This window comes from Streptomyces changanensis (genome assembly GCF_024600715.1).
In the GTDB taxonomy this organism is placed as follows: Bacteria; Actinomycetota; Actinomycetes; order Streptomycetales; family Streptomycetaceae; genus Streptomyces; species Streptomyces changanensis.
On sequence record NZ_CP102332.1, the window covers coordinates 5,677,648 to 5,698,842 of the forward strand.

General features: G+C 76.4%; 18 protein-coding genes. 9 read left to right on the forward strand and 9 right to left on the reverse strand.

Annotation, left to right across the window (positions count from 1 at the left end; translation table 11 throughout):
• Positions 1-29: 29 nt before the first annotated feature.
• Complete coding sequence (locus tag NRO40_RS24765; protein WP_058940164.1) at positions 30-1,814, reverse strand: 3-hydroxyacyl-CoA dehydrogenase family protein; 1,785 nt, start codon at positions 1,812-1,814, stop codon at positions 30-32.
• Between the two features lie 347 nt (positions 1,815-2,161).
• Between NRO40_RS24765 and NRO40_RS24770 the strand changes: the two genes are divergently transcribed.
• Positions 2,162-2,737 carry a HEAT repeat domain-containing protein gene (locus tag NRO40_RS24770; RefSeq protein WP_079046763.1) on the forward strand — a complete coding sequence of 192 codons (576 nt, stop codon included), beginning with the start codon at positions 2,162-2,164 and terminating at the stop codon, positions 2,735-2,737.
• 124 nt (positions 2,738-2,861) lie between these two features.
• Here NRO40_RS24770 and NRO40_RS24775 read toward each other — a convergent pair whose 3' ends face one another.
• The 4 genes from NRO40_RS24775 to NRO40_RS24790 form a co-directional block, all read right to left on the reverse strand.
• On the reverse strand, positions 2,862-3,392 hold the full coding sequence (locus tag NRO40_RS24775; protein ID WP_232790916.1) for a GNAT family N-acetyltransferase: 531 nt from the start codon (positions 3,390-3,392) through the stop codon (positions 2,862-2,864).
• The gene (locus tag NRO40_RS24780; protein WP_058940162.1) at positions 3,389-3,802 is read right to left on the reverse strand and encodes a RidA family protein; all 414 of its coding nucleotides are present in this window, start codon (positions 3,800-3,802) and stop codon (positions 3,389-3,391) included. The genes NRO40_RS24775 and NRO40_RS24780 overlap by 4 nt, the downstream gene beginning before the upstream one ends.
• A 37-nt stretch (positions 3,803-3,839) precedes the next feature.
• Complete coding sequence (locus NRO40_RS24785; protein WP_058940161.1) at positions 3,840-5,417, reverse strand: alpha/beta hydrolase; 1,578 nt, start codon at positions 5,415-5,417, stop codon at positions 3,840-3,842.
• 238 nt (positions 5,418-5,655) lie between these two features.
• Positions 5,656-6,753 carry an Rv2578c family radical SAM protein gene (locus NRO40_RS24790; RefSeq protein WP_058940160.1) on the reverse strand — a complete coding sequence of 366 codons (1,098 nt, stop codon included), beginning with the start codon at positions 6,751-6,753 and terminating at the stop codon, positions 5,656-5,658.
• A 141-nt stretch (positions 6,754-6,894) separates the two neighbouring features.
• Between NRO40_RS24790 and NRO40_RS24795 the strand changes: the two genes are divergently transcribed.
• Complete coding sequence (locus NRO40_RS24795) at positions 6,895-7,338, forward strand: SRPBCC family protein (RefSeq protein WP_058940159.1); 444 nt, start codon at positions 6,895-6,897, stop codon at positions 7,336-7,338.
• A 392-nt stretch (positions 7,339-7,730) separates the two neighbouring features.
• A complete protein-coding gene (locus tag NRO40_RS24800; protein ID WP_058940158.1) occupies positions 7,731-10,343 on the forward strand; it encodes an MFS transporter in 2,613 nt (870 codons plus the stop codon).
• 117 nt (positions 10,344-10,460) lie between these two features.
• Here NRO40_RS24800 and NRO40_RS24805 read toward each other — a convergent pair whose 3' ends face one another.
• Positions 10,461-11,024, reverse strand: coding sequence for a hemerythrin domain-containing protein (locus NRO40_RS24805; protein ID WP_058940157.1), 564 nt, complete (start codon positions 11,022-11,024; stop codon positions 10,461-10,463).
• A 131-nt stretch (positions 11,025-11,155) separates the two neighbouring features.
• Here NRO40_RS24805 and NRO40_RS24810 point away from each other — a divergent pair, with 131 nt between their 5' ends.
• Positions 11,156-11,662 (forward strand): hypothetical protein, encoded by a 507-nt coding sequence (locus tag NRO40_RS24810; protein WP_058940263.1) that lies wholly within the window; start codon positions 11,156-11,158, stop codon positions 11,660-11,662.
• A gap of 214 nt (positions 11,663-11,876) precedes the next feature.
• On the opposite strand, the gene NRO40_RS24815 is transcribed toward NRO40_RS24810, so the two are convergent.
• Together NRO40_RS24815 and NRO40_RS24820 are read right to left on the reverse strand one after the other, a co-directional pair.
• Entirely contained in the window at positions 11,877-13,106 is a 1,230-nt protein-coding gene (locus tag NRO40_RS24815) for an amino acid aminotransferase (RefSeq protein WP_079046750.1), read from the reverse strand.
• Positions 13,099-13,995 (reverse strand): DMT family transporter, encoded by an 897-nt coding sequence (locus tag NRO40_RS24820; RefSeq protein ID WP_107114978.1) that lies wholly within the window; start codon positions 13,993-13,995, stop codon positions 13,099-13,101. Before NRO40_RS24820 ends, NRO40_RS24815 begins: the two co-directional genes overlap by 8 nt.
• Before the next feature lie 259 nt (positions 13,996-14,254).
• Here NRO40_RS24820 and NRO40_RS24825 point away from each other — a divergent pair, with 259 nt between their 5' ends.
• From NRO40_RS24825 to NRO40_RS24845, 5 genes are all read left to right on the forward strand, one after another.
• The gene (locus NRO40_RS24825; RefSeq protein WP_058940155.1) at positions 14,255-14,722 is read left to right on the forward strand and encodes an Lrp/AsnC family transcriptional regulator; all 468 of its coding nucleotides are present in this window, start codon (positions 14,255-14,257) and stop codon (positions 14,720-14,722) included.
• A gap of 68 nt (positions 14,723-14,790) precedes the next feature.
• The gene (locus NRO40_RS24830) at positions 14,791-15,624 is read left to right on the forward strand and encodes a M55 family metallopeptidase (RefSeq protein ID WP_058940154.1); all 834 of its coding nucleotides are present in this window, start codon (positions 14,791-14,793) and stop codon (positions 15,622-15,624) included.
• Entirely contained in the window at positions 15,617-16,978 is a 1,362-nt protein-coding gene (locus tag NRO40_RS24835; protein ID WP_058940153.1) for a M20/M25/M40 family metallo-hydrolase, read from the forward strand. The genes NRO40_RS24830 and NRO40_RS24835 overlap by 8 nt, the downstream gene beginning before the upstream one ends.
• Positions 16,979-16,998: 20 nt before the next feature.
• Positions 16,999-18,987, forward strand: a complete 1,989-nt coding sequence (locus tag NRO40_RS24840; RefSeq protein ID WP_058940152.1) for a prolyl oligopeptidase family serine peptidase — start codon at positions 16,999-17,001, stop codon at positions 18,985-18,987.
• Complete coding sequence (locus tag NRO40_RS24845; protein ID WP_058940151.1) at positions 18,984-19,928, forward strand: S66 peptidase family protein; 945 nt, start codon at positions 18,984-18,986, stop codon at positions 19,926-19,928. The genes NRO40_RS24840 and NRO40_RS24845 overlap by 4 nt, the downstream gene beginning before the upstream one ends.
• A 102-nt stretch (positions 19,929-20,030) precedes the next feature.
• Here NRO40_RS24845 and NRO40_RS24850 read toward each other — a convergent pair whose 3' ends face one another.
• The gene (locus tag NRO40_RS24850; RefSeq protein ID WP_058940150.1) at positions 20,031-21,128 is read right to left on the reverse strand and encodes an adenosine deaminase; all 1,098 of its coding nucleotides are present in this window, start codon (positions 21,126-21,128) and stop codon (positions 20,031-20,033) included.
• Positions 21,129-21,195 lie beyond the last annotated feature (67 nt).

The window sequence follows — 21,195 nt, forward strand, 5'->3', positions numbered from 1 at the left end:
GTGGCCCCGGACCGTACGTCTCCCCGGGCTCAGCGCCGCGCATACTCGCGGAAGCCGCGCCCCGTCTTGCGGCCCAGGCAGCCGGCGGCGACCAGGTGCTCCAGCAGCGGCGCCGGCGCGAGGCCCGGCTCGCGGAACTCGCGGTGCAGGACCCGCTCGATCGCGAGGGAGACGTCGAGGCCGACGACGTCGAGCAGTTCGAACGGCCCCATCGGATAGCCGCCGCCCAGCTTCATCGCGGCGTCGATGTCGTCCAGCGACGCGTAGTGGTCCTGCACCATCTTGATCGCGTTGTTGAGGTAGGGGAAGAGCAGCGCGTTCACGATGAACCCGGCGCGGTCGCCGCAGTCCACCGGGTGCTTGCGGATCCGCGCGGTGACCGCCCGGACGGTGGCGTGGACGTCGTCGGCGGTGAGGACCGTGCGGACGACCTCCACCAGCTTCATCGCCGGGGCCGGGTTGAAGAAGTGCATCCCGACGACGTCCTGCGGGCGCGAGGTGGCGCGGGCGCAGGCGACGACCGGCAGCGAGGAGGTGGTGGTGGCCAGGACCGCGCCCGGCTTGCAGACCTCGTCCAGCGCCGCGAACAGCTGCCGCTTGACGTCGAGGTCCTCGGCGACCGCCTCCACCGCGAGGTCCACGTCGGCGAAGGCGTCGAGCGAGCCGGCGGGGGTGATGCGGGCGAGCGTCTCGTCGCGGGCGTCGGCGGTCATGCGGCCCTTGTCGACCGAGCGGGCCAGGGACTTCGCGACGCGGGCCCGGGCGGTGTCCGCCTTCTCCTGCGAGCGGGCGGCGAGGACCACGTCGTACCCGGCCTTCGCGAAGACCTCGGCGATGCCGGAGGCCATCGTGCCGGACCCGGCGACACCGACGGAGCGGACCGTGCGCGGCGCGGCGCCGCCGGCGGCCTCCTCCCGCGGGGTGAGCGCGTCGGGCACGACGGTGGCGCTGTCGGGCCCGTCGTACGTGTAGAAGCCGCGCCCCGCCTTCCGCCCGGTCAGGCCCGCCTCGCTCAGCTGCTTCAGGATCGGCGCGGGGGCGTGCAGCCGGTCGTGCGACTCGGCGTACATGGCCTCCAGGACCGTACGGGCGGTGTCGACGCCGATGAGGTCCAGCAGCGCCAGCGGGCCCATCGGCAGTCCGCAGCCGAGCCGCATCGCCGCGTCGATGTCCTCGCGGGAGGCGTACTTCGACTCGTACATGGCGGCGGCCTGGTTGAGGTAGCCGAAGAGCAGGCCGTCCGCGACGAAACCCGGCCGGTCGCCGACGGACACGGGCTCCTTGCCGAGGGCGTGCGCGAGGTCGGTGACGGCGGCGACGGCCTGCGGCGCGGTCAGCACCGACGACACGACCTCCACCAGCTTCATCGCCGGCGCCGGGTTGAAGAAGTGCAGGCCGAGCACCCGCTCGGGGTGGGCGGAGTCGGCGGCGAGCCGGGTCACGGAGAGCGCGTTGGTACCGGTCGCGACGATCGCGTCGGGCCGGACGACGGAGTCCAGGGCGCGCAGCACCCGCTGCTTCACCTCGTAGGACTCCGGGACCACCTCGATGACGAGGTCGGCGTCGGCCGCGGCCTGGAGGTCGGAGAACGTGCGGAAGCGGGAGAGGATGTCGCGTCGCTCCTCCTCGGTGATCCGCTCGCGGGCCACGGACCGGGCGGTGGCGGTCTCCAGCGCGGCGACCGCGCGCCGGGCGGCGGCCTGGTCGGTGTCGATGCCGACGACCTCGCGGCCCGCGCGGGCCAGGACCTCGGCGATTCCGGCGCCCATGGTGCCGAGACCGACGACGGCGATGGTGGAGAGAGGGGTGTCCATCACGGGACTCCAGGGATGAGTGACGACTGGTGAGGGTGCCGGGGCGCGGCGGCCGGGCGCACGCGGGGCGTGGCGTCAGGGGCGTACCGCGCGCTGGGCGCGCCGGGCGGGCGCGTCCTGCGCGCCGCGCGGTGGGAGCCGACGGACCCTGTCCCGGAGTCACGTCGTGAAAGGTGCTGAACCGACGGGCACTCGGGCGGCTGCGTCACCAGGCCGCCCGGAGGAGTGCGGGGGGTTGGCCCCGCTCACATGAGGTTAACCGGTGGGTAATGAGCGCGCCAGCCCCCGGGGGTGAGCCGGGCGGTGTGATCTGGATCGCATCCCGCCCCGTCGCTACCCTGACCGCCATGGACCCCGAGTTCGGCTCGCTCACCGACCGGCTGGAGGACGAGGCCGGGGACACCGCCGCCTTCCGACGGCTGGCGTCCACCCCCGACCACGAGGAGCTCGCCGCGGTCCTCACCGCGCCCGGCCAGGAGCTGTGGGCGCGCGAACTCGCCGCGTTCCGGCTGGGTCTCGCCGGCGACCGGCGGGCCTTCGAGGCGCTGGTCCTCCTCCTCAACCACCGCGACCCCGAGCGCTGCGTCTCCGCCGCGCACGCGCTGCGCCGCCTCGGCGACCCGCGCACCGCGCGCGCCGCCGCCGCGCTCGCCACCAACGAACTGCGCGTCGCCTACGCGCTGGTACCGGTACGGCTGCTGGCCGCGCTGCGCGCCCCCGACTCCGTACCGGCCCTGGTCACCGTCCTCGGCCGGCGGCTCGCCCCGGACGACCCGCACTGGCGCGTGGGCGTCGCCTGCGCCGAGGGGCTGGGTGCCCTCGCCGACCCCCGCGCGCGCCCCGTCCTGGAGGCCGCCCGCCGCCACCCGCGCATCGGCGCGGCGGCGGCCGCCGCGCTGGCCCGGCTCCCGGCCGACGACTGACCCGGACGGACCGCGCGGCGCCACCGGCCGTCCGCCGGCGGGCCACGCCGCCCGCCGTCCGCCGCCCGCCCCGCCGCCCGCCCACCAGCCGCCCCTCGCCCGTCGCCCGTCGCCCGTGGTGCGGTCAGGCGGGTGCCGGTGCCAGTGGGCGGGTGCAGCGCAGCTCCATCAGGGTGGTGCCGCCGACCTCCCACGGCTCGCGCGTGCCGTCCGGTGTGAACCCCGCCTTCGCGTAGAAGCGCCGCCCCAGCGCGTTGTCCTCCAGCACCCACAGGGACAGCGACCTGTACCCGCGGGCCGAGGCCCGCGCGGTCACCTCCTCCATCAGGGCCCGCCCCACCCCGGTCCCCACGACCGCGGGGAGCGCGTACAGGGCGTACAGCTCGGCGTCGGCGGGCCCGGCGTCCGGCCGGCGGTCGGGGCCGAACGCCGCCCAGCCGACCACGTCCCCGTCGCGCTCCGCCACCAGGTGCACCACCCGCCCCCCGGCGCGTGCCAGGTGCTCGCGTCGGGCCGCCGCGTCCTCCTCGACGTCCAGCGCGGCGAGGTACGCCACCGGCAGCAGCCCCCGGTAGGCCGAGCGCCAGCCCGCCACGCGCACCCGGGCCACCGCCGCGCAGTCGGCCTCGGCCATCTCCCGCACCCGGGCGCTCACGGCCGCCGCCCCTCGGGAAGGACCGCCAGCGCCTCGACTTCCAGGAGCAGTTCGGGGCGGAAGAGCGCGGCCACCTGGACGGCCGTGCTCGCCGGCGGGTTCGCCGCGTCGATCACCGCGTCCCGGGCCTCCCGCACCGCGGGCAGGTGCCCCACGTCCGTCACGTAGTACGTCAGCTTCACCACGTCGGCGAAGGTCGCCCCGGCGGCGGCGAGGCAGCGGCCCAGGTTCGCGAAGACCTGCCGCGCCTGGGCGGCCGGGTCGCCCTCGCCGACGACCCGGCCCGCCCCGTCCAGGGCGCACTGCCCCGACACGGCGACGAACCGGCCCGTCCCCCACACGACATGGCTGTAACCGGAACCGGGCGCGACCCCGTCGGGGGCCGCCACGTGCGTCAGATGCGTCGTCATGCGGCCATGGTGGTGGACGCCCCGGCTCCGGCGCGCGTCAGTTTCCGCGGGGGAGCGCCCACCGCACCCCGTGCACCGGGGCGGGTGCGGGCGCCTTGCGGGCGGTGGCCGCCGGCTCCGGGTCGGGCCGGGTCGGGCACCACACGTCCACCCCGACGCCACCGTCCCCGCGCGGGACCTCGCCGGTCGCCAGGTACCGGGCGAGGATCCGGTCCGCGCAGGCGTTGCCGCGCAGGGTCACCCCGTGGTTGCCGCCGCCCCGTTCGACCACCAGCCGGGAGTCCCGCAGCAGCCCGTGGGTGGCGACGGCGCCCTCGTACGGCGTGGCGGCGTCCTGGTCGGCCTGGAAGAGCAGGACCGGCGGGACCGCCTCGTTCGCCACGTCGAGCGGGGTCAGCGGCGGCACGGGCCAGAAGGCGCACGGGGCGTTGTACCAGGCGTTGTTCCAGGTGGAGAACGGCGCCTTGGCGTGGGCGGCCCAGTGGTCGCGGTGCCACACGCCCCAGGACGTGGGCCAGCGGGCGTCGCGGCACTCCACGGCCGTGTACACCGAGTAGCCGTTGTCGCTCGCGGCGTCCGGCCGGGCGATCGACTCGTACGCGTCGACCAGCGGGCGGGTGTCCCCGTCGACCGCGTACGCCGCGAACGCCGAGGCCAGCACCGGCCAGTGGCCGTTGTGGTAGGCGCCCGGCAGGTAGGTGTCCTCCAGCTCGGCCGGTCCCACCGTGCCGCCGGCCGGCTCCGCGCGCAGCGCCGAGCGCATCGCGTACCAACGCGCCTCGACCCGCGCCGGATCGGTGCCCAGCCCGTACACCGCGTCGTGCCGGGCCACCCAGGCGAGGAACGCCTTGTGGCGGGCGTCGAAGGCATGATCCTGCGCGAGGTTCGCGTCGTACCAGACCCCGCCCGGGTGCACCACCGAGTCCAGGACCGCCCGCCGCACGCGCTGCGGGTAGAGCTTGGCGTAGACCGCGCCGAGGTAGGTGCCGTACGAGTAGCCGAGGTAGCTGATGCGGGGCGCGCCCAGCGCCGCGCGGACCGCGTCCACGTCCCGCGCGGCGCTCACGGTGTCCATGAACGGCAGCAGCCGGCCGTGCTTCTCGCCGCACGCCCGGGCGAACGACGCCGCCCGCGCCAGCCCGGCCCGCTCCTCGCGCTGGTCGCGCGGGACGGAGTCGGGGCGTACGGGCGCGAAGTGGCCGGGCCGGCAGTCCAGGGCGGGCCGGCTGGCGCCCACGCCCCGCGGGTCGAGCCCGATCACGTCGTACTGCGCGGCGACGGAGGCCGGGAGCGACGACGCGACGAAACCGGCCAGCGTGCGGCCGCTCCCGCCGGGCCCCCCGGGGTTGACCAGCAGCGGGCCCTGCGAGGTCCGGGCGGTGTGCCGGACCCGGGAGAGGGCGAGCGTGATCTGCTCGCCCCGCGGCGCGGCGTGGTCGAGCGGCACCCGGAGGGTCGCGCACTCCAGCTTCGGGTACTGCCGCGTGGCGCACGCCGCCCACTGCAGCGGCGTCCCGGGCTTCGGCGCGGACGGTTCGGCGGCCGACGGCGCGGCGGTGACGGCCCCCGCGACCAGCGCGCCGGCGGCGATGAGTACTCCTGCGCGTTTCTGCATCCGGCCAGTCTCGGGGGCGTCGCCCCCCGATCCGGGGCGGACCGCCCCGATCCACCCGGACGTGACCCGATCGGGGGCGCGGTCCGGGCACCGGGCCCGTGGAGCGGGTCCACGAGGTGGGCGCGAGCGGCTGCGCGGGGTGGCCCGGTGCCGGTGCCGGTGGGGCGGAGGTGCGGGCGGACCGCGCGGGGCGGGCTGGTGCCGGTGGGGGCGGAGGTGCCCGTCCGCGCGGCGCGGGTCAGAGGAGGGTGAGCTGCGTGGGCTCCGCAGGCGGCGCCTCCCGCGCCTCCCCGGCCCGCGCCCGCGCCGGGCCCCCGGCTCGCTCGGCGCGGCCGGGCGGGGCGACGCGGCGCGCCTCGCCCCGCCCGGCCGGTCCGATCCCGAACTCCGCGGCGAACTCGTGCACCTGACGCGTGATCCGGCGCTGGTACCACGTCGGCGCGTACGCGCCCCCGGCGTACATCCGCTCGTAGCGCGGTACGAGGTGCGGGTGGTGGTGCTGCAGCCACTCCGCGTACCACTCGCGGGCACCCGGGCGCAGGTGCAGCGCGAGTGGTGTGACCGAGGTGGCGCCCGCCTCGGCGATGGCCCGGACGGTGGCGCGCAGCTGCTCGGGGCGGTCGCCGAGGAAGGGGATGACGGGGGCCATCAGCACTCCGCAGCCGATGCCGGCGTCGGTGAGCGTCCGCACCACGTCGAGGCGGCGCTCGGGGGCGGGTGTGCCCGGCTCGACCGTCCGCCACAGCTCCTGGTCGGTGAAGCCGACCGACACCGACACCCCGACGTCGGTCACCTCGGCGGCCTGGCGCAGGAGGTCCAGGTCGCGCAGGATCAGGGTGCCCTTGGTGAGGATCGAGAAGGGGTTGGCGCGGTCGCGCAGCGCCTCGATGATCCCGGGCATGAGCCGGTAGCGGCCCTCCGCCCGCTGGTAGCAGTCGACGTTCGTGCCCATCGCGACGTGCGCGCCCTGCCAGCGGGGCGAGGCGAGCTGGCGGCGCAGCACCTCGGGGGCGTTGACCTTCACCACGATCTGGGTGTCGAAGCCGACACCCGTGTCGAGGTCGAGGTAGGCGTGCGTGCGGCGGGCGAAGCAGTACACGCAGGCGTGGGTGCAACCACGGTAGGGGTTGACGGTCCACTCGAACGGCATGCGGGAGGCGCCGGGCACCCGGTTGAGGATCGAGCGGGCCCTGACCTCGTGGAACGTGATGCCGCGGAACTCCGGCGTGTCGAACGTCCGCGTGGTCACCGCGTCCGTCCCGAAGAGTGCCGCCTCGCCCGTCACGGCCGCCCCGGCCGCGCCCTCGGGGCGGTCCCCCAGGTTGTCCCAGCGCATGGCGGCCTCCTCGGTCGAGCGTGACGTACGGATCCAGAATAGAACAACTGTTCCCATGATCGCTTGGTGGCCGGATTTGGGTCCCCCGGCCGCAGGTGGTTGGGTGGAGCCCCCGAAGAACGATTGCTGGAGGTCAAAGCGATGGCGCAGGTCGAGGCCACGACGGAGCGGGTCATCGCGGCGGACGCGGAGACCGTGTTCGACGCGCTGGCCGACTACCGGGACACCCGCCCGAAGCTCCTGTCCGAGCACTTCAGCGAGTACGAGGTGCGCGAGGGCGGCGACGGCGAGGGCACCCTCGTCCACTGGAGGCTCCAGGCCACCAGCAAGCGCGTCCGTGACTGCCTGCTGGAGGTCACCGAGCCCACGGACGGGCAGCTCGTGGAGAAGGACCGCAACTCCTCCATGGTCACCACCTGGACGGTCACCCCCGCCGGTGAGGGCCGCGCCCGGGCCGTCGTCACCACGGTGTGGGACGGCGCCGGCGGCGTCGGCGGCTTCTTCGAGCGCACCTTCGCCCCCAAGGGCCTCGGCCGGATCCACGACGCCGTCCTGGCCAACCTCGCGGCCGAGGTCGAGAAGTAGCCGCCGTGGCGTGACCGGCACGGGCCGCCGTCCCCCGGGCCCGTCCGGACAGCCCCGCTCGGCCGGCCGCGCGGCGCCCCGCCCGGCCCGCGGCGCCCGGCACCGCGGCGCGGGCACCCGGCACGACCCGGCCCCGGCCCCGCCCCCGCCCGTCACCGGTTCGAGTGGACTTCCCCCGCCCTTCCCCGCCGCCCGGCGCGCGCCGGGGAAGGGTCCACCGGGGCCCGGTACGCCCGAAACCGCAGGACCGGCGGGGCGCCGCCCGCGCGCCGTCGGCCGCGACCGGGCCCGTACCCACCCTCCCGCCCGCAATGCACCGCTTGATCACCCTCCGCGTCTGATGCGAACAATGGCGCCCCGGACGCGAGCGGCGAGACGAGGGGAGCGGTTTCGTGGGTGGGATCACGCTGGCGCAGGACGAGCAGACCGTACGGACCGCGGCACCCGGCTCCACCGCGCCGCCGCCGTCCCCCGACGGCCCACCGCACCACCCCGGCCCGGCGCTCGGGCCGGTGCCCGGCCCCCGCCGCGCGGGACTCGCCCTGACCGGGCTCGCCCTCGCGGTCCTCCTCGTCGCGCTCCAGCAGCTCGCCCTCGCCCCCGTCCTCCCGGCGGTCACCGCGGACCTGCCCGGCCGCCCCGACCGCGCGACGTGGGCCGTCACCGCCTTCCTCCTCACCGCCACCGCCTCCCTGCCGCTCCACGGCAAGCTCGGCGACCTCTACGGCCGCAAGGCCGTCTTCCAGTGGGCCCTCACGCTCTTCGTCGCCGCCTCCGCCCTGGCCGGCTGGGCCCGCACCCCGGACGAACTGGTCGCCCTGCGCGCGGTGCAGGGACTCGGCGCCGGGGGAGTCCTCACCGGCGCGCAGGCCCTCGCCGCCGACCTGGCGCCCGCCCACCGGCGCGGCCGCCACCTCGGCGTCCTGGCCGCCGCGTTCACCGTCGCCACCGTCACCGGCCCGCTCCTCGGCGGGTACGTCACCGAGACGGCCTCCTGGCGCTGGACGTTCCACCTCGTCGTACCCGGCGGCCTCGCCGCCCTCGCCGTCGTCGGCGCAGCCCTGCGCCCCTCCACCCCCGCCGGCCGGGGCCGCGGCTCGGCCGCCGCGCACCGCCGGGCGCGCCCCGACGTGCTCGGCGCCCTGCTCCTCACCGCCGCCACCGCCTGCCTGGTCCTGCTGCTCACCTGGGGCGGCACCGCGCACGCCTGGACCTCCAGGACCATCCTCGGCCTGGGCTGCGCCGCCGCCGGCAGCGCCCTGCTCCACCTCGTCGTCGCCCACCGCGCGCCCGAACCCGTCATCCCGCTGCGGCTGCTGCGCGACCCCGTCTTCCTCGTGTGCGCGGTCGTCGGCGCGCTCGTCGGCGTCGCCCTCCTCGGGGTGGCCGTGTGCCTCCCCGCGCTGCTCCGGCAGGCCGGCGCCCGCGGCGCCCTCGACACCTGGCTGCTGATCCTCCCGCTCCTCGGGGCGCTGGCCGCCGCGTCCCTCGTCTCCGGACACCTCGTCAGCCGGACCGGCCACTACGCCGTCCACGCGGTCATCGGCACGGCCGTCGCCGCTGTCGGCATGTGGCTGCTCTCCCAGCTCGACGCCGGCACCCCCCGCCTCGACCACAGCGTCTGGCAGGCCGTCCTCGGCACCGGCATCGGCCTCGTCCTGCCCGTCCTGGTGCTGGCCGTGCAGAACGTCGCGCGCCCCGGCGACGTAGGCGCCGCGACCGGCGCCCTCACCCTCTGCCAGCAGATCGGGGCCAGCGCGGGCGTCACCCTCCTCGGCACGCTCTTCGCCGAGCCGCACCCCCTGCCGCCCGTCCTGCGCCACGGCTACGCCCACGTGTACGCCGACGCCGCGCCGCGGATCCTGCTCCACTTGGTGCCGGTGCTCGCCGTCGGCCTCTTCGCCGCCTTCTTCCTCAAGGAGAGACCGCTGGTGTCCGACCCCCGCCCCGCCGCGGGCGCCGTCCCCGCGGCACGCGGCCCCCGACCCGTACCGCCCCCGGGCCCCGCGCCCGCGTACGCCGGCCCGGAGCCGACCGGCGCCACCCCGACCGATGCCGTCCCCACCGGCGCCGCTCCGAGCGACGCCGTCCCGCCCCACGCCGGGCCCGTCGACGCCGGGCTCATCGACGCCGTCCCCGTCGACGCCGGGTCCGCCGCGTCACGGACCGCCGTGCCGCTCGCCGGGGCGGCGGCCCCGCCGCCCGAGGCGGCGTACGGCCCGGCGTCCCTCCCCGCGCCCGGCGCCCCCGTCTGCGGTACGGTCCGCCACCACGACGGCTCGCCCGTCCCCGGCGCCGCCCTCACCCTGATCGACGTCCGCGGCCGCCAGACCGGCCGCGGCGCGAGCGGCGCCGACGGGCGCTACGCGCTCAGCACCCCCGCCCCCGGCGCGTACGTGCTGATCGCCTCGGCCGCCGGCCACCAGCCCCGGGCCGTCACCCTCACCGCCGGTGACCGCCCCGACGGCGCCGTCGGACTGGACGTCGTCCTCGGCGGCGCCGGCCGCCTCTCCGGGGCCGTCACCACCCCCGACGGCTCACCCGTCCAGGACGCCGGGGTCACGCTCACCGACGTCCGCGGCGACGTCGTCGCCACCACCCGCACCGCGCCCGACGGCGGCTACCTGCTGACCGAGCTGATCGCCGGCGAGTACACCCTCACCTCCGGCGCGCCCGGCCTGCGGCCCACCGCCGTCCCGGTCACCGTCCAGGCGGCCCGCGAGACCCGACAGGACGTGGAGCTGGCGGGCGGCGCCGTTGTGTGCGGCACCGTCCGCGCCCCCGGCGGCCGTCCCGTGGAGGACGCGCGCGTGACGCTGCTCGACGCCGCGGGGAACGTCGTCGACACCCTCACCACCGGACCGGACGGCATCTTCCGCTTCGTCGACCTGCCCTCCGGCGCCCACACCGTCATCGCCACCGGCTACCCGCCCGTCGCCACCGCCCTCAGCGTGACGGGCGGCGGGCGGACCGAACGGGACGTGCTCCTCGGCCACGACGCCTGACGCCTCCTCCGACCACGGCCCGCACGACGATCGGGGCGGGCGACGGATCCGTGGTCCGTCGCCCGCCCCGAGTCCGTGCCGCCCGCCGCGCCGCCGCGCGGGGGCCGGAGCGGCCCGTCAGCCGTGCTTGCCGCGCCCCGTGACCGCGTCGCGCAGCCGGTCGACGATGCCCGCGCCCGGGTCGAGGAGCTTGTTGGCCGGCGGCTTGTCCGGCGCGGCCGGGTGCGGCCGGGTCGGCGCCACCTTCTTCGCCTTGCGGACCTTGTCGCCCAGCTCCTCCAGCGCCTCCGGCGGGCAGGACGCGCGCAGGCGCGGGAAGAGGTTCGCCTCCTCGTCGTCCACGTGCCCGCGGATCTCCGCCATCAGCTGCGTGACGAGCGCGTCGAACCGGACGTCGCCCGCCTCGCACGCCTCCAGCTCCTTCATCGTGCGCTCGGCGGACGCGTGGTCCGCCAGTTCCCGGTCGGCGATGGCGTCCCCGCCCGGCACGTGCTCGCGCACCGCCGGGTACAGGTACTCCTCCTCGGCGACCGCGTGCCGTACCAGCTCGATCGTGACCTGGTCGGCCAGCTCCTTGCGCTCCGCGGCACCCGAGGGCAGCCGTTCGATGCGCTTGAACAGCTCCTCCACCTCGCGGTGGTCGGTGACCAGCTCGTTGATCACGTCGCCGCCGTGTCCCATGGCCTCTCCTCCGGTTCGGATGATCGTGCACGGTGCGGATACCACCGGACGCGGGTGATATGCGTCATTACGCCGGAAGGGCGCATCGGGGTACCGTGCTGGCCACCATCCCGACGGCCCCCGGACCGGCAGTGCACACCGAACTCCCCTCGATCGTCGCGGCCACCGCGCAGTGGCTGACCCGCGCCTACCCCTCCGGGGGCGGCGCCGTCGACCGTGCCCTCGCCGAGGCACAGGCACGGCAGGCCGCGGGAGTGGCCGCCGCCCTGCGCTACCCGACGGAACTGGACGCGGCGCTCGTCTCGATGACCGGCGCGGGCGGCGCGGACCGGCTCGACTGGCTCACCGGTGCCGACGGCGGCGACGAGCCGTGGCGCACGTGGGTGGACGAGGTCGTCGCCAGCTGGGCGGCCTGCCTCCTCGGCGAGCCGGAACTGGCGGCCGCGGCGGTCGTCGCCCTGCGCGGCCCGGCGCCGGTCGGCAGCCGCCGCCTGCTGTCGCCCGGCGACGCCGACCGGCGCGCGGCGGCGCTGTTGCGCCACCCCGATCTGCTGGCGCCGGTCGCCGACCTCCACCGCGCCGAGCTGTCCCGTCTGCTGGCCGTTCCGGGCCCCAGGAGCCCGGTCCTGCCGGCCTGACGGGCCGCTTGCGCCCGGGCGGCCGGCGCACACCGAGCCACCCCCGCCCCGGGGCGGGGGTGGCTCGGCTCGGACCGCGACGCTCGGTCTCGGGGCGGGGGACGGCCGCGCCGGGCCAGGCCGCACAGACCGGGCTCGGACCGAGACGGCCGGCCCCGAGACGGCCGCCCCGAGACGGCCGGCCCCGAGACGACAGGCCCCGAGACGGCCGGGCTCAGACCGGGACGGCCTGGCTCGGTACCGACAGGCCGGGGCCCGGCCCGGACGCGAAGGCCGGGACGCCACCGAGGACCGCGGCGATGGCACCGGCCAGCTGGTCCACCCGGTCGGCCGGCAGCCCCGCGATGTTGAGGCGCCCCGACGCCGTGCCGTAGACGGCGTGGTCGCGGCGCAGCGCCCGCATCCCGTCGGGCGACAGCGGCAGCCCCGCGAACATGCCCTTCTGCCGGGCCAGCGGCTCCGCCCAGGCGCCGCAGCCCAGCTCCGCCAGCCGGGCGACGAGCGCGGCGCGGTTCGCGGCGACCCGGCGCCGCATGACGTTCAGCTCGGCGTGCCAGCAGCTCCGCAGCGCGTCGTCCTCCAGGACCGTCGCCACGATCGCCGCCCCGTGCTCCGGCGGCATCGAGTACAGCGTGCGGGCGGCGTTCTGCAGGGCCGTCTCGGCGTGGGCCAGCACCCGAGGCGACGAGCCGACGACGATCGCGCAGCCGGTGCGGTCCGCGTACAGGCCGAAGTTCTTCGAGCAGCTCACCGCGACCAGCACCTCCGGCAGCCGCTCCGCCAGCATCCGCGTCGCCCACAGGTCGGCCTCCAGGCCGTCGCCGAGCCCGTGGTACGCCAGGTCGACGAACGGCACCCAGCCGGCGCGGCCGGCCATCGCCGCCAGGGCCTCCCACGTCGCGCGGTCGAGGTCGACGCCCGTCGGGTTGTGGCAGCAGCCCTGCACCAGGACGACGTCGTCGCGGCCGGCGCCGCGCAGGTCCTCCAGCAGCCCCTGCGGGTCGGTCCAGCGGTACGCGCGCACCACGAGGCCCGCCGCCTCCAGGATGGGCCGGTGGTTGACGTAGGCGGGGTCGCTGATCCACACCGTCGTGCCGGGCCGGGTCCGCCGGACCAGGTCCGCCAGGAGGCGCAGGGCGCCGGTGCCCGCGACGGTCTGCACGGCGGTGGCCCGGGCGGCCGCCGCGCCGTCACCGAGGACCTGCGCGACCATGGCGCGGTTGAAGGCGGTGTTGCCGGACAGTCCCCGGTACTCCTTCGACGCCGAGCGCTCGGCGAGGCGCAGCTCGGCGTCCCGCACCGCCCGCATCACCGGCGTCACACCGGTGTGGTCGCGGTAGACGCCCAGCACGAGGTTCAGCCGCTCGGGGCGCGGGTCGGCGCCGAACTCGGCGGCCAGGTCCCACAGGGGGTCTGCCGGCGGGGGCGGGAGCAGCTCAAGCATCGGGGGAGACCTCCGGGTCGCGGTCGGTACGGGTGGGGCGGGGGCGGTGGTTGGCCAGGACCACGCCCGCGGTGATGAGGGGGACGCCGACGAGCACGGCCGCCGTCGGACGCTCGTCGAGGAGGGGGACGGCCAGCAGCACCACGGCCACCGGGCTCAGGCTGCCGACGACGGAGCTGCGCTCGGCGCCGAGCCGCCGTATCGCGAACGCGTACAGCAGCCCCGCGCACAGGCCCACCCCGAGGCCCTGGACGACGAGGAAGAGGACGACGTCGCCGGCGGTCGCGCGCCCCAGCCCGCTCGGCAGGACGCCCAGCGCCACCAGCGCCGCGACGACGGCGAAGGACGGCACGCACAGCAGCCCGATGGACCCGACCGGGTCGAGGTCCACCTCCCGCAGGCCCACCGTGTACAGGGCCCACAGCCCGCTCGCCACGAGCAGCGTCCCGGAACCGACCATCACGTCGGAGTCGAACGGCACCGCGTACCGCCAGACGAGGGCGACGACGCCCAGCGCGATCAGCGCCAGCCCGGCGGCCTGCGCGCCGCGCGGGAGGCGCCCGCCGCGCGCGACCACCAGCGCGGAGACGAACAGCGGGACCATGCCCGGCACGATCGCCCCGACGAAGGAGGCCGAGGTCAGCGAGCCGCCGTACATGGCCGCCAGGAAGAACGGCACCCCCGCCCCGCACACGATCTTGACCGCGGGCCCGGGCCGCACCGCGGCCAGCGCCCGCCGGCGCCGCCACAGCGCCACCGCCAGGAGAGCCGGCGGCACACCGAACCGCAGCAGCGCCGCGTCGGCGGGCAGCAGCGTCGAGGCGCCCAGCGCCCGGGCGCTCAGGGCGAACGCCGCCCAGATCGACACCGTCAGCAAGAGCGCGGTCATGCCCACCGCTCCAGGGGACAGGACGGGGAGCCGCCGTCCCCGGCCGACCGCGGGCGCGCCCACGGTGCTCGTCGCGACCACCCGACCTCCATCCGTACGGAAAACCCATCCCTGTGCGCCGCAACAGTAGGACCAACGCCGGGGCAGCCGATTGCCAGTTCTGCCGCTCGGACCTATGTTTGGGGCAGGATCTGCCAAGAACGGCCGTCGTGGCCGGTCAGGGGACCGCGCGGGCGGTCGGGAGGGGGTGGGTGGAGGCGTGGACGCCACCGATCTGCGGATCATCCGCGAGCTGCAGGCGGACGGGCGCCTGTCCAACCAGGACCTGGCCGACCGGGTCCGGCTCTCCCCGTCCCCCTGTCTACGGCGGGTCCGCCGCCTGGAGGAGTCCGGTCTCATCCGCGGTTACACCGCGATGGTCGACCAGGTCGCCTACGGGCTGCCGATCACCGTCTTCGTCCGCATCCGCCTCGAACGCCACACGGCGGAGGCCGTCGCCGTCTTCGAGGAGCGGATCGGCGGCATCGAGCACGTGCAGGACTGCTACCTGATGGCCGGCAGCAGCGACTACCTGCTGCGCGTCGTCATCGAAAGCCTGGAGGCGTACGAACTCCTCGTCCGCAACCAGGTCCACGCCATCCCCGGCATCGCCTCCATCGAGTCGAGCTTCGCCTTCGGCAGCGTCAAGCAGTCCCGCACCTACCCCCGCCCCGCACCGCCCCGGTGACGGACGCGCACCCGGGACCGGCCCGCGCGCACCTGGTACCGGCCCGCACCGCCGCGTAACGTGTGGGCATGAAGATCCTCATCAGCGCCGACATGGAGGGCGCCACCGGGGTCACCTGGCCCGCCGACGTCCTGCCCGGCACCCCCCAGTGGGAGCGCTGCCGGGCGATGTTCACCTCCGACGTCGACGCGGCCGTCCTCGGCTTCCTCGACGGCGGCGCGGACGAGGTCCTCGTCAACGAGGCGCACTGGACCATGCGCAACCTCCTCCTCGAACGGCTCGACCCCCGCGCCCAGATGCTGACGGGCCGACACAAGTCGCTCTCCATGGTCGAGGGCGTCCAGCACGGCGACGTCGACGGCATCGCCTTCGTCGGCTACCACACCGGGGCCGGCACGGAGGGCGTCCTCGCCCACACCTACCTCGCCAACTCCATCACCGGCGTCTGGCTCAACGGCACCCGCGCCTCCGAGGGGTACCTCAACGCCCACGTCGTCGCCGAGTACGGCGTCCCCGTCGTCCTCGTCACCGGCGACGACCGCACCTGTGAGGACGCCCTCGCCTACGCCCCCGAGGCGCGTAAGGTCGCCGTCAAGGACCACGTGTCGCGGTACGCGGCGGTCTGCCGCACGCCCGCGCGGACGGCCGCCGACATCCGCGCCGCGGCGAAGGAAGCGGCCTCCCTGGCCGTACGGTACGAACCGGTGCGCGGCGGACCGTTCACCGTGGAGCTGGAGTTCGACGCGGAGCACCTGGCCGCGGCCGCCACCGTCGTCCCGGGCGTGGTGGTCTGCGGCGAGCGCCGCGTCGCCCACACCGGCGCCACGATGTACGAGACGATCCGGACCTTCAAGGCGGTCACCACGATCGTCTCGGCCGCAGTGGAGGAGCAGTATGGCTGACCCGACCCGCCAGGACCGGGGGCACGAGCAGGACCCGTCCGACGGACCGGCCTTCGACGAGGTGGTGACGTTCACGTCCGACCTCATCCGCATGGACACCACCAACCGCGGCGGCGGCGACTGCCGGGAGCGCCCCGCCGCCGAGTACGTCGCCGAACGGCTCGCCGACGCGGGCCTGGCACCGCTCCTGCTGGAGCGGACCCCGGGACGCACCAACGTCGTCGCCCGCATCGAGGGGACCGACCCGTCGGCCGACGCGCTCCTCGTCCACGGCCACCTCGACGTGGTCCCCGCCGAGCCCGCCGACTGGACCGTCCACCCCTTCTCCGGCGAGGTCCGCGACGGCGTCGTGTGGGGCCGCGGCGCCGTCGACATGAAGAACATGGACGCGATGGTGCTCGCCGTCGTCCGCGACTGGGCCCGCCACGGCGTCCGGCCGCGCCGCGACATCGTCCTCGCCTACACCGCCGACGAGGAGGCGAGCGCCGAGGACGGCGCGGGCTTCCTCGCCGACCGGCACGCCGACCTGTTCGAGGGGTGCACCGAGGCCGTCGGCGAGTCCGGCGGCTACACCTTCCACGCCGGCCCCGGCATGACGCTCTACCCGGTCGCCGCGGGCGAGCGCGGCACCGCCTGGCTCAGGCTCACCGCGCGGGGCAGGGCCGGGCACGGCTCCAAGGTGAACCGGGAGAACGCGGTCAGCCGGCTCGCCGCCGCCGTGGCCCGCATCGGCGAGCACCAGTGGCCCGTCCGGCTCACACCCACGGTCCGCGCCGCCCTCACCGAACTCGCCGTCCTGCACGGCCTGGACGCCCCCGACCTGGACCGGCCGGACTTCGACGTGGACGGGCTGCTCGGCAAGCTCGGACCGGCCGCCACGCTCGTCGAGGCGACCCTCCGCAACAGCGCCAACCCCACGATGCTCGACGCCGGCTACAAGGTGAACGTCATCCCCGGCACCGCCACCGCCCACGTCGACGGGCGGACCGTGCCCGGCGGCGACGAGGAGTTCGCCGCGACCCTCGACGAGCTGACCGGCCCCGGCGTCGACTGGGAGTTCGTGCACCGGGAGGTCGCCCTGCAGGCGCCGGTCGACTCCCCGACGTACGCCGCCCTGCGCGCCTCCGTCGAGCGCTTCGACCCGGACGCGCGGGTCGTGCCGTTCTGCATGTCGGGCGGCACCGACGCCAAGCAGTTCTCCCGGCTCGGCATCGTCGGCTACGGCTTCGCCCCGATGCGGCTGCCCGTCGGCTACGACTACCAGGCCATGTTCCACGGCGTCGACGAGCGCGTCCCGGTCGACGCGCTGCACTTCGGCGTCCGCGTCCTCGACCACTGTCTGCGTACCGCATAGCCCACAGGGGGGAATCGTCCATGGTGCCCACGGGCCCCTACGGAACCTGGCCGTCACCGATCGACGCGCGGCTGGCCGCCGCGCACGACGGGCACCCCGAGTACGTCGGGACGGTGGGCGACGAGGTGTGGTGGACCGAGCCGCGGCCGGCCGAGGACGGCCGCCGCGCCCTGGTCCGCCGCACCGCCGACGGCGCCGAGGAGACGGTGCTGCCGGCCCCCTGGAACGTCCGCAGCCGCGTCGTCGAGTACGGCGGCCGGCCGTGGGCGGGCACGGCGCGGCCCGACGGCACCGGGCCCCTCGTCGTCTTCTGCCACTTCCCCGACCAGCGGCTGTACGCCCACGAGCCCGGGGGCACGGCCGCGCCGCGCCCCCTCACCCCCGTGTCGGGGACGGGCGCCGGCCTGCGCTGGGCCGACCCGGTGCTCCACCCGGACGGCCGCGAGGTGTGGTGCGTCCTGGAGGAGTCCACCGGCGAGGGCCCCGGCGACGTGCGGCGGGTCATCGCCGCCGTGCCCCTCGATGGGTCGGCCGCCGACGACCGCTCCGCGATCCGCGAACTCACCGACGACCGGCACCGGTTCGTCACCGGACCCCGGCTCTCCCCGGACGGGCGGCGGGCGGCCTGGCTCGCCTGGGACCACCCGCTCATGCCGTGGGACGGCACGCTCGTCATGACCGGCGACGTCGTGGACGGCGGCCCCTTCGCGTCGGTCGCGCCCGTCGCCGGAGCCGTCGACGAGTCGGTGTGCCAGGTCGAATGGGCCCCCGACGGGTCCCTCCTGTACGCCTCCGACCGGGGCGGCTGGTGGGAGCTGTACCGGTGCAAGCCCGGCGGGACGGCCGCGACACCGCTGTGCCCGGGCCGCGAGGAGGAGTTCGGCGGGCCCCTGTGGAAGATCGGGCTCAGCTGGTTCCGGCCGCTGGACAGCGGGCTCGTCGCGGTCGTCCACGGCCGCGGCGCCACCGCGCTCGGCATACTCGACCCCGAGACGGGCGAACTGGTCGACGCGGCCGGGCCCTGGACGGAGTGGGAGCCGACGCTCGCCACCCACGGCACCCGCGTCTTCGGCGTCGCCGCCAGCCCGCGCAGCGGTCACGAGGTCGTGGAGCTCGACACCGGCACGGGCCGCGCCCGCGTCGTCGGCGCCGCCCACCGCGACCCCGTCGACCCGGCCTACTACCCGGAGCCGCAGCTGCGGACCTTCACGGGCCCCGACAACCGCGAGGTCCACGCCCACGTCTACCCGCCGCACAACCCCGACCGGGTCGCCCCCGACGACGAGCTGCCGCCCTACGTGGTGTGGGCGCACGGCGGCCCCACCGGCCGCGCCCCCCTCGTCCTCGACCTGGAGATCGCCTACTTCACGTCGCGCGGCATCGGCGTCGCCGAGGTGAACTACGGCGGCTCGACCGGCTACGGGCGGGCCTACCGCGAGCAGCTGCGGGAGCAGTGGGGCGTCGTCGACGTCGAGGACTGCGCCGCCGTCGCCGAGGCCCTCGCCGCCGAGGGCACCGCCGACCCGGCACGGCTCGCCATCCGCGGCGGCAGCGCCGGCGGCTGGACCGCCGCCGTCTCGCTCGCCGCAACGGACGCCTACGCCTGCGCCACCATCCGCTACCCGGTGCTCGACCTGGAGGGCTGGGCGACGGGCGGCACCCACGACTTCGAGTCCCACTACCTGGAGTCCCTCGTCGGGCCGCGCGCCGAGGTCCCCGGCCGGTACCGCGAGCGCTCGCCGCTCGGCCACGTCGACCGCATCCGCACACCGTTCCTGCTCCTCCAGGGGCTGGACGACGTGATCTGCCCGCCCGAGCAATGCGAACGGTTCCTCGCGCGGATGGCGGGACGCGGCGTCCCCCACACGTACCTCGCCTTCGAGGGCGAGGAGCACGGCTTCCGCCGCGCCGACACCCTCGTCCGCGCCCTGGAGGCGGAACTGTCCCTGTACGCGCGGACCTTCGGCATCGCCCGCCCGGACGTGCCGGCGCTGGAGCCGCGGACGTGACGACCCGTACCACCCTGACCCCGCTCACCCGCCCGCCGCGCCTGCGGCCGGGCGCCCGGGTCGCCGTCGTCGCGCCGAGCGGGCCGGTCGCCGAGGAGCGGCTGCAGGTGGGCCTCGACGTGCTGCGCGGCTGGGACCTCGACGCCGTGGCGCTGCCGCACGCCGTGGACCGCCACCCCACCGCCCGCTACCTCGCCGGCACCGACGCCGACCGCGCCCGCGACCTCCAGGCCGCCTGGTGCGACCCGGGAGTCGACGCGGTCGTCTGCGCCCGCGGCGGGTACGGCGCCCAGCGGGTCGTGGACCTGCTGGACTGGGACGCCATGCGGGCGGCCGGGCCGAAGGTGTTCGTCGGCTTCAGCGACGCGACGGCGCTGCACGAGGCGTTCGCGCTGCGGCTCGGCCTGGTGACGCTGCACGGCCCGATGGTCGGGGCCGCCGCCTTCCTGAAGGACACCGCCACGCAGGACGCCCTGCGGACGGCGCTGTTCGCGCCGGAGTCGGCGCGCGTGCTCGGAGCGGGCACCGCCCGCCCGCTGGTCGGGGGCCGGGCCCGCGGCGTCACCGTGGGCGGCTGTCTGAGCCTGCTCACCGCCGGGCTCGGCACGCCGGACGGGCGGACGTCGCTGCGCGGCGGGCTGCTGCTCCTGGAGGACGTGGGGGAGGAGCCGTACCGGATCGACCGCATGCTGACCCAGCTGCTGCGGGCCGGGCTGTTCGACGGCGTGGCGGGCGTGGCGCTCGGCTCGTGGGAGGAGTGCGGCCCGTACGGCGCGGTGCGCGCGGTGCTGCGGGACCGGCTCGGCGGGCTGGGCGTGCCCGTCGTGGAGGAGCTGGGCTTCGGCCACGGCACGCCCGCGCTGACCGTGCCGCTCGGCGTACCGGCCGAACTCGACGCCGACGCCGGGGTGCTGCGGCTGGCGGAGCCGGCGCTGCGCTGAGCCCCGGTCGCCGTGGCGCCCGCGGGCCGCACGTGCCGGCGGCGGGGCTACGGGGGCGGGGGCGCGGCGACCCGTGGGCCGCCGCGCCCCCGCCCCGCGTCGTCAGCGGGAGGACGCGGCCAGGGCGGCGTAGCCCGGCCGGATCACCTCGTCGATGAGGCGGCGGCGCTCCGGCAGCGGCAGGAAGGCGGCCTCGACGGCGGCGACGGTGAACTCCTCGAAGACCTCCGGGCCGTAGCCGAAGGCGTCCACCATGTGCTGGAACTCCTCGCTCATGGTGGTGCCGGACACCAGGCGGTTGTCGGTGTTCAGCGTGACGCGGAAGCCGAGGCGGCGCAGCCGGTCGACGGGGTGCGTCGCGTAGTCCTTCGCCGCGCCCGTCTGGAGGTTGGAGGTCGGGCAGACCTCCAGCGTGATCCGGTTGTCGCGGACGTACGCGGCGAGGTGGCCCAGCGTGCCGTCCTCGGCGATGTCGTCGGTGATGCGCACGCCGTGGCCGATCCGCTCGGCACCGCACACCTGGACGGCCTCGTGGATCGACTCGGCGCCCACGGCCTCGCCGGCGTGGATCGTGAAGTGGCAGTTGTGCCGCTTCAGGTGCTGGAAGGCGGGCAGGTGGCGGGCCGGCGGGTTGCCGATCTCGCCGCCCGCGATGTCGAACCCGGCCACGCCGCGCTCGCGGTGGGCGACGGTCAGCTCGGCTATCTCCAGGGAGCGGTCCGTGTGGCGCATCCCGGTGAGCAGGGTGCCCACGGTGATGCGGCCGTCGGCGCGGCGCTCGCCCTCGCGGAAGCCCTCGTTGACGGCCTCGACGACCTCGTCCAGGGTCAGCCCGGCCGCGAGGTGCTGCTCGGGCGCGTACCGCACCTCCGCGTAGACGACGCCGTCGGCCGCCAGGTCCTCGGCGCACTCGGCGGCCACCCGGAAGAGGGCCTCGCGGGTCTGCATCACCGCGCAGGTGTGGGCGAACGTCTCCAGGTAGCGCTCCAGGGACCCGGAGTCCGCCGCGTCCCGGAACCAGACGGCCAGCTCGGCCGGGTCCTCGGTCGGCAGTCCGGTGTAGCCGCAGGCGCGGGCCAGCTCGATGATCGTGGCGGGGCGCAGGCCGCCGTCCAGGTGGTCGTGGAGGACCGCCTTCGGGGCCTGGCGGATCCAGTCGGCGACGGCACGGGACGAGGCGAGGTTGTCAGACAAGTGCATGACCGGAGTGTAGGGCACCCCGGCGGCGGCCGCCGTGACCCGCGCGACACCCCCGCGTGGGGGAGCG

Coding starts and splice junctions, on each gene's coding strand:
- NRO40_RS24830 (WP_058940154.1), top strand. CDS start 14,791: ATGAAGATCCTCATCAGCGCCGACATGGAGGGCGCCACCGGGGTCACC.
- NRO40_RS24805 (WP_058940157.1), bottom strand. CDS start 11,024: ATGGGACACGGCGGCGACGTGATCAACGAGCTGGTCACCGACCACCGC.
- NRO40_RS24795 (WP_058940159.1), top strand. CDS start 6,895: ATGGCGCAGGTCGAGGCCACGACGGAGCGGGTCATCGCGGCGGACGCG.
- NRO40_RS24770 (WP_079046763.1), top strand. CDS start 2,162: ATGGACCCCGAGTTCGGCTCGCTCACCGACCGGCTGGAGGACGAGGCC.
- NRO40_RS24780 (WP_058940162.1), bottom strand. CDS start 3,802: ATGACGACGCATCTGACGCACGTGGCGGCCCCCGACGGGGTCGCGCCC.
- NRO40_RS24765 (WP_058940164.1), bottom strand. CDS start 1,814: ATGGACACCCCTCTCTCCACCATCGCCGTCGTCGGTCTCGGCACCATG.
- NRO40_RS24850 (WP_058940150.1), bottom strand. CDS start 21,128: ATGCACTTGTCTGACAACCTCGCCTCGTCCCGTGCCGTCGCCGACTGG.
- NRO40_RS24820 (WP_107114978.1), bottom strand. CDS start 13,995: ATGACCGCGCTCTTGCTGACGGTGTCGATCTGGGCGGCGTTCGCCCTG.
- NRO40_RS24815 (WP_079046750.1), bottom strand. CDS start 13,106: ATGCTTGAGCTGCTCCCGCCCCCGCCGGCAGACCCCCTGTGGGACCTG.
- NRO40_RS24785 (WP_058940161.1), bottom strand. CDS start 5,417: ATGCAGAAACGCGCAGGAGTACTCATCGCCGCCGGCGCGCTGGTCGCG.
- NRO40_RS24790 (WP_058940160.1), bottom strand. CDS start 6,753: ATGCGCTGGGACAACCTGGGGGACCGCCCCGAGGGCGCGGCCGGGGCG.
- NRO40_RS24835 (WP_058940153.1), top strand. CDS start 15,617: ATGGCTGACCCGACCCGCCAGGACCGGGGGCACGAGCAGGACCCGTCC.
- NRO40_RS24840 (WP_058940152.1), top strand. CDS start 16,999: ATGGTGCCCACGGGCCCCTACGGAACCTGGCCGTCACCGATCGACGCG.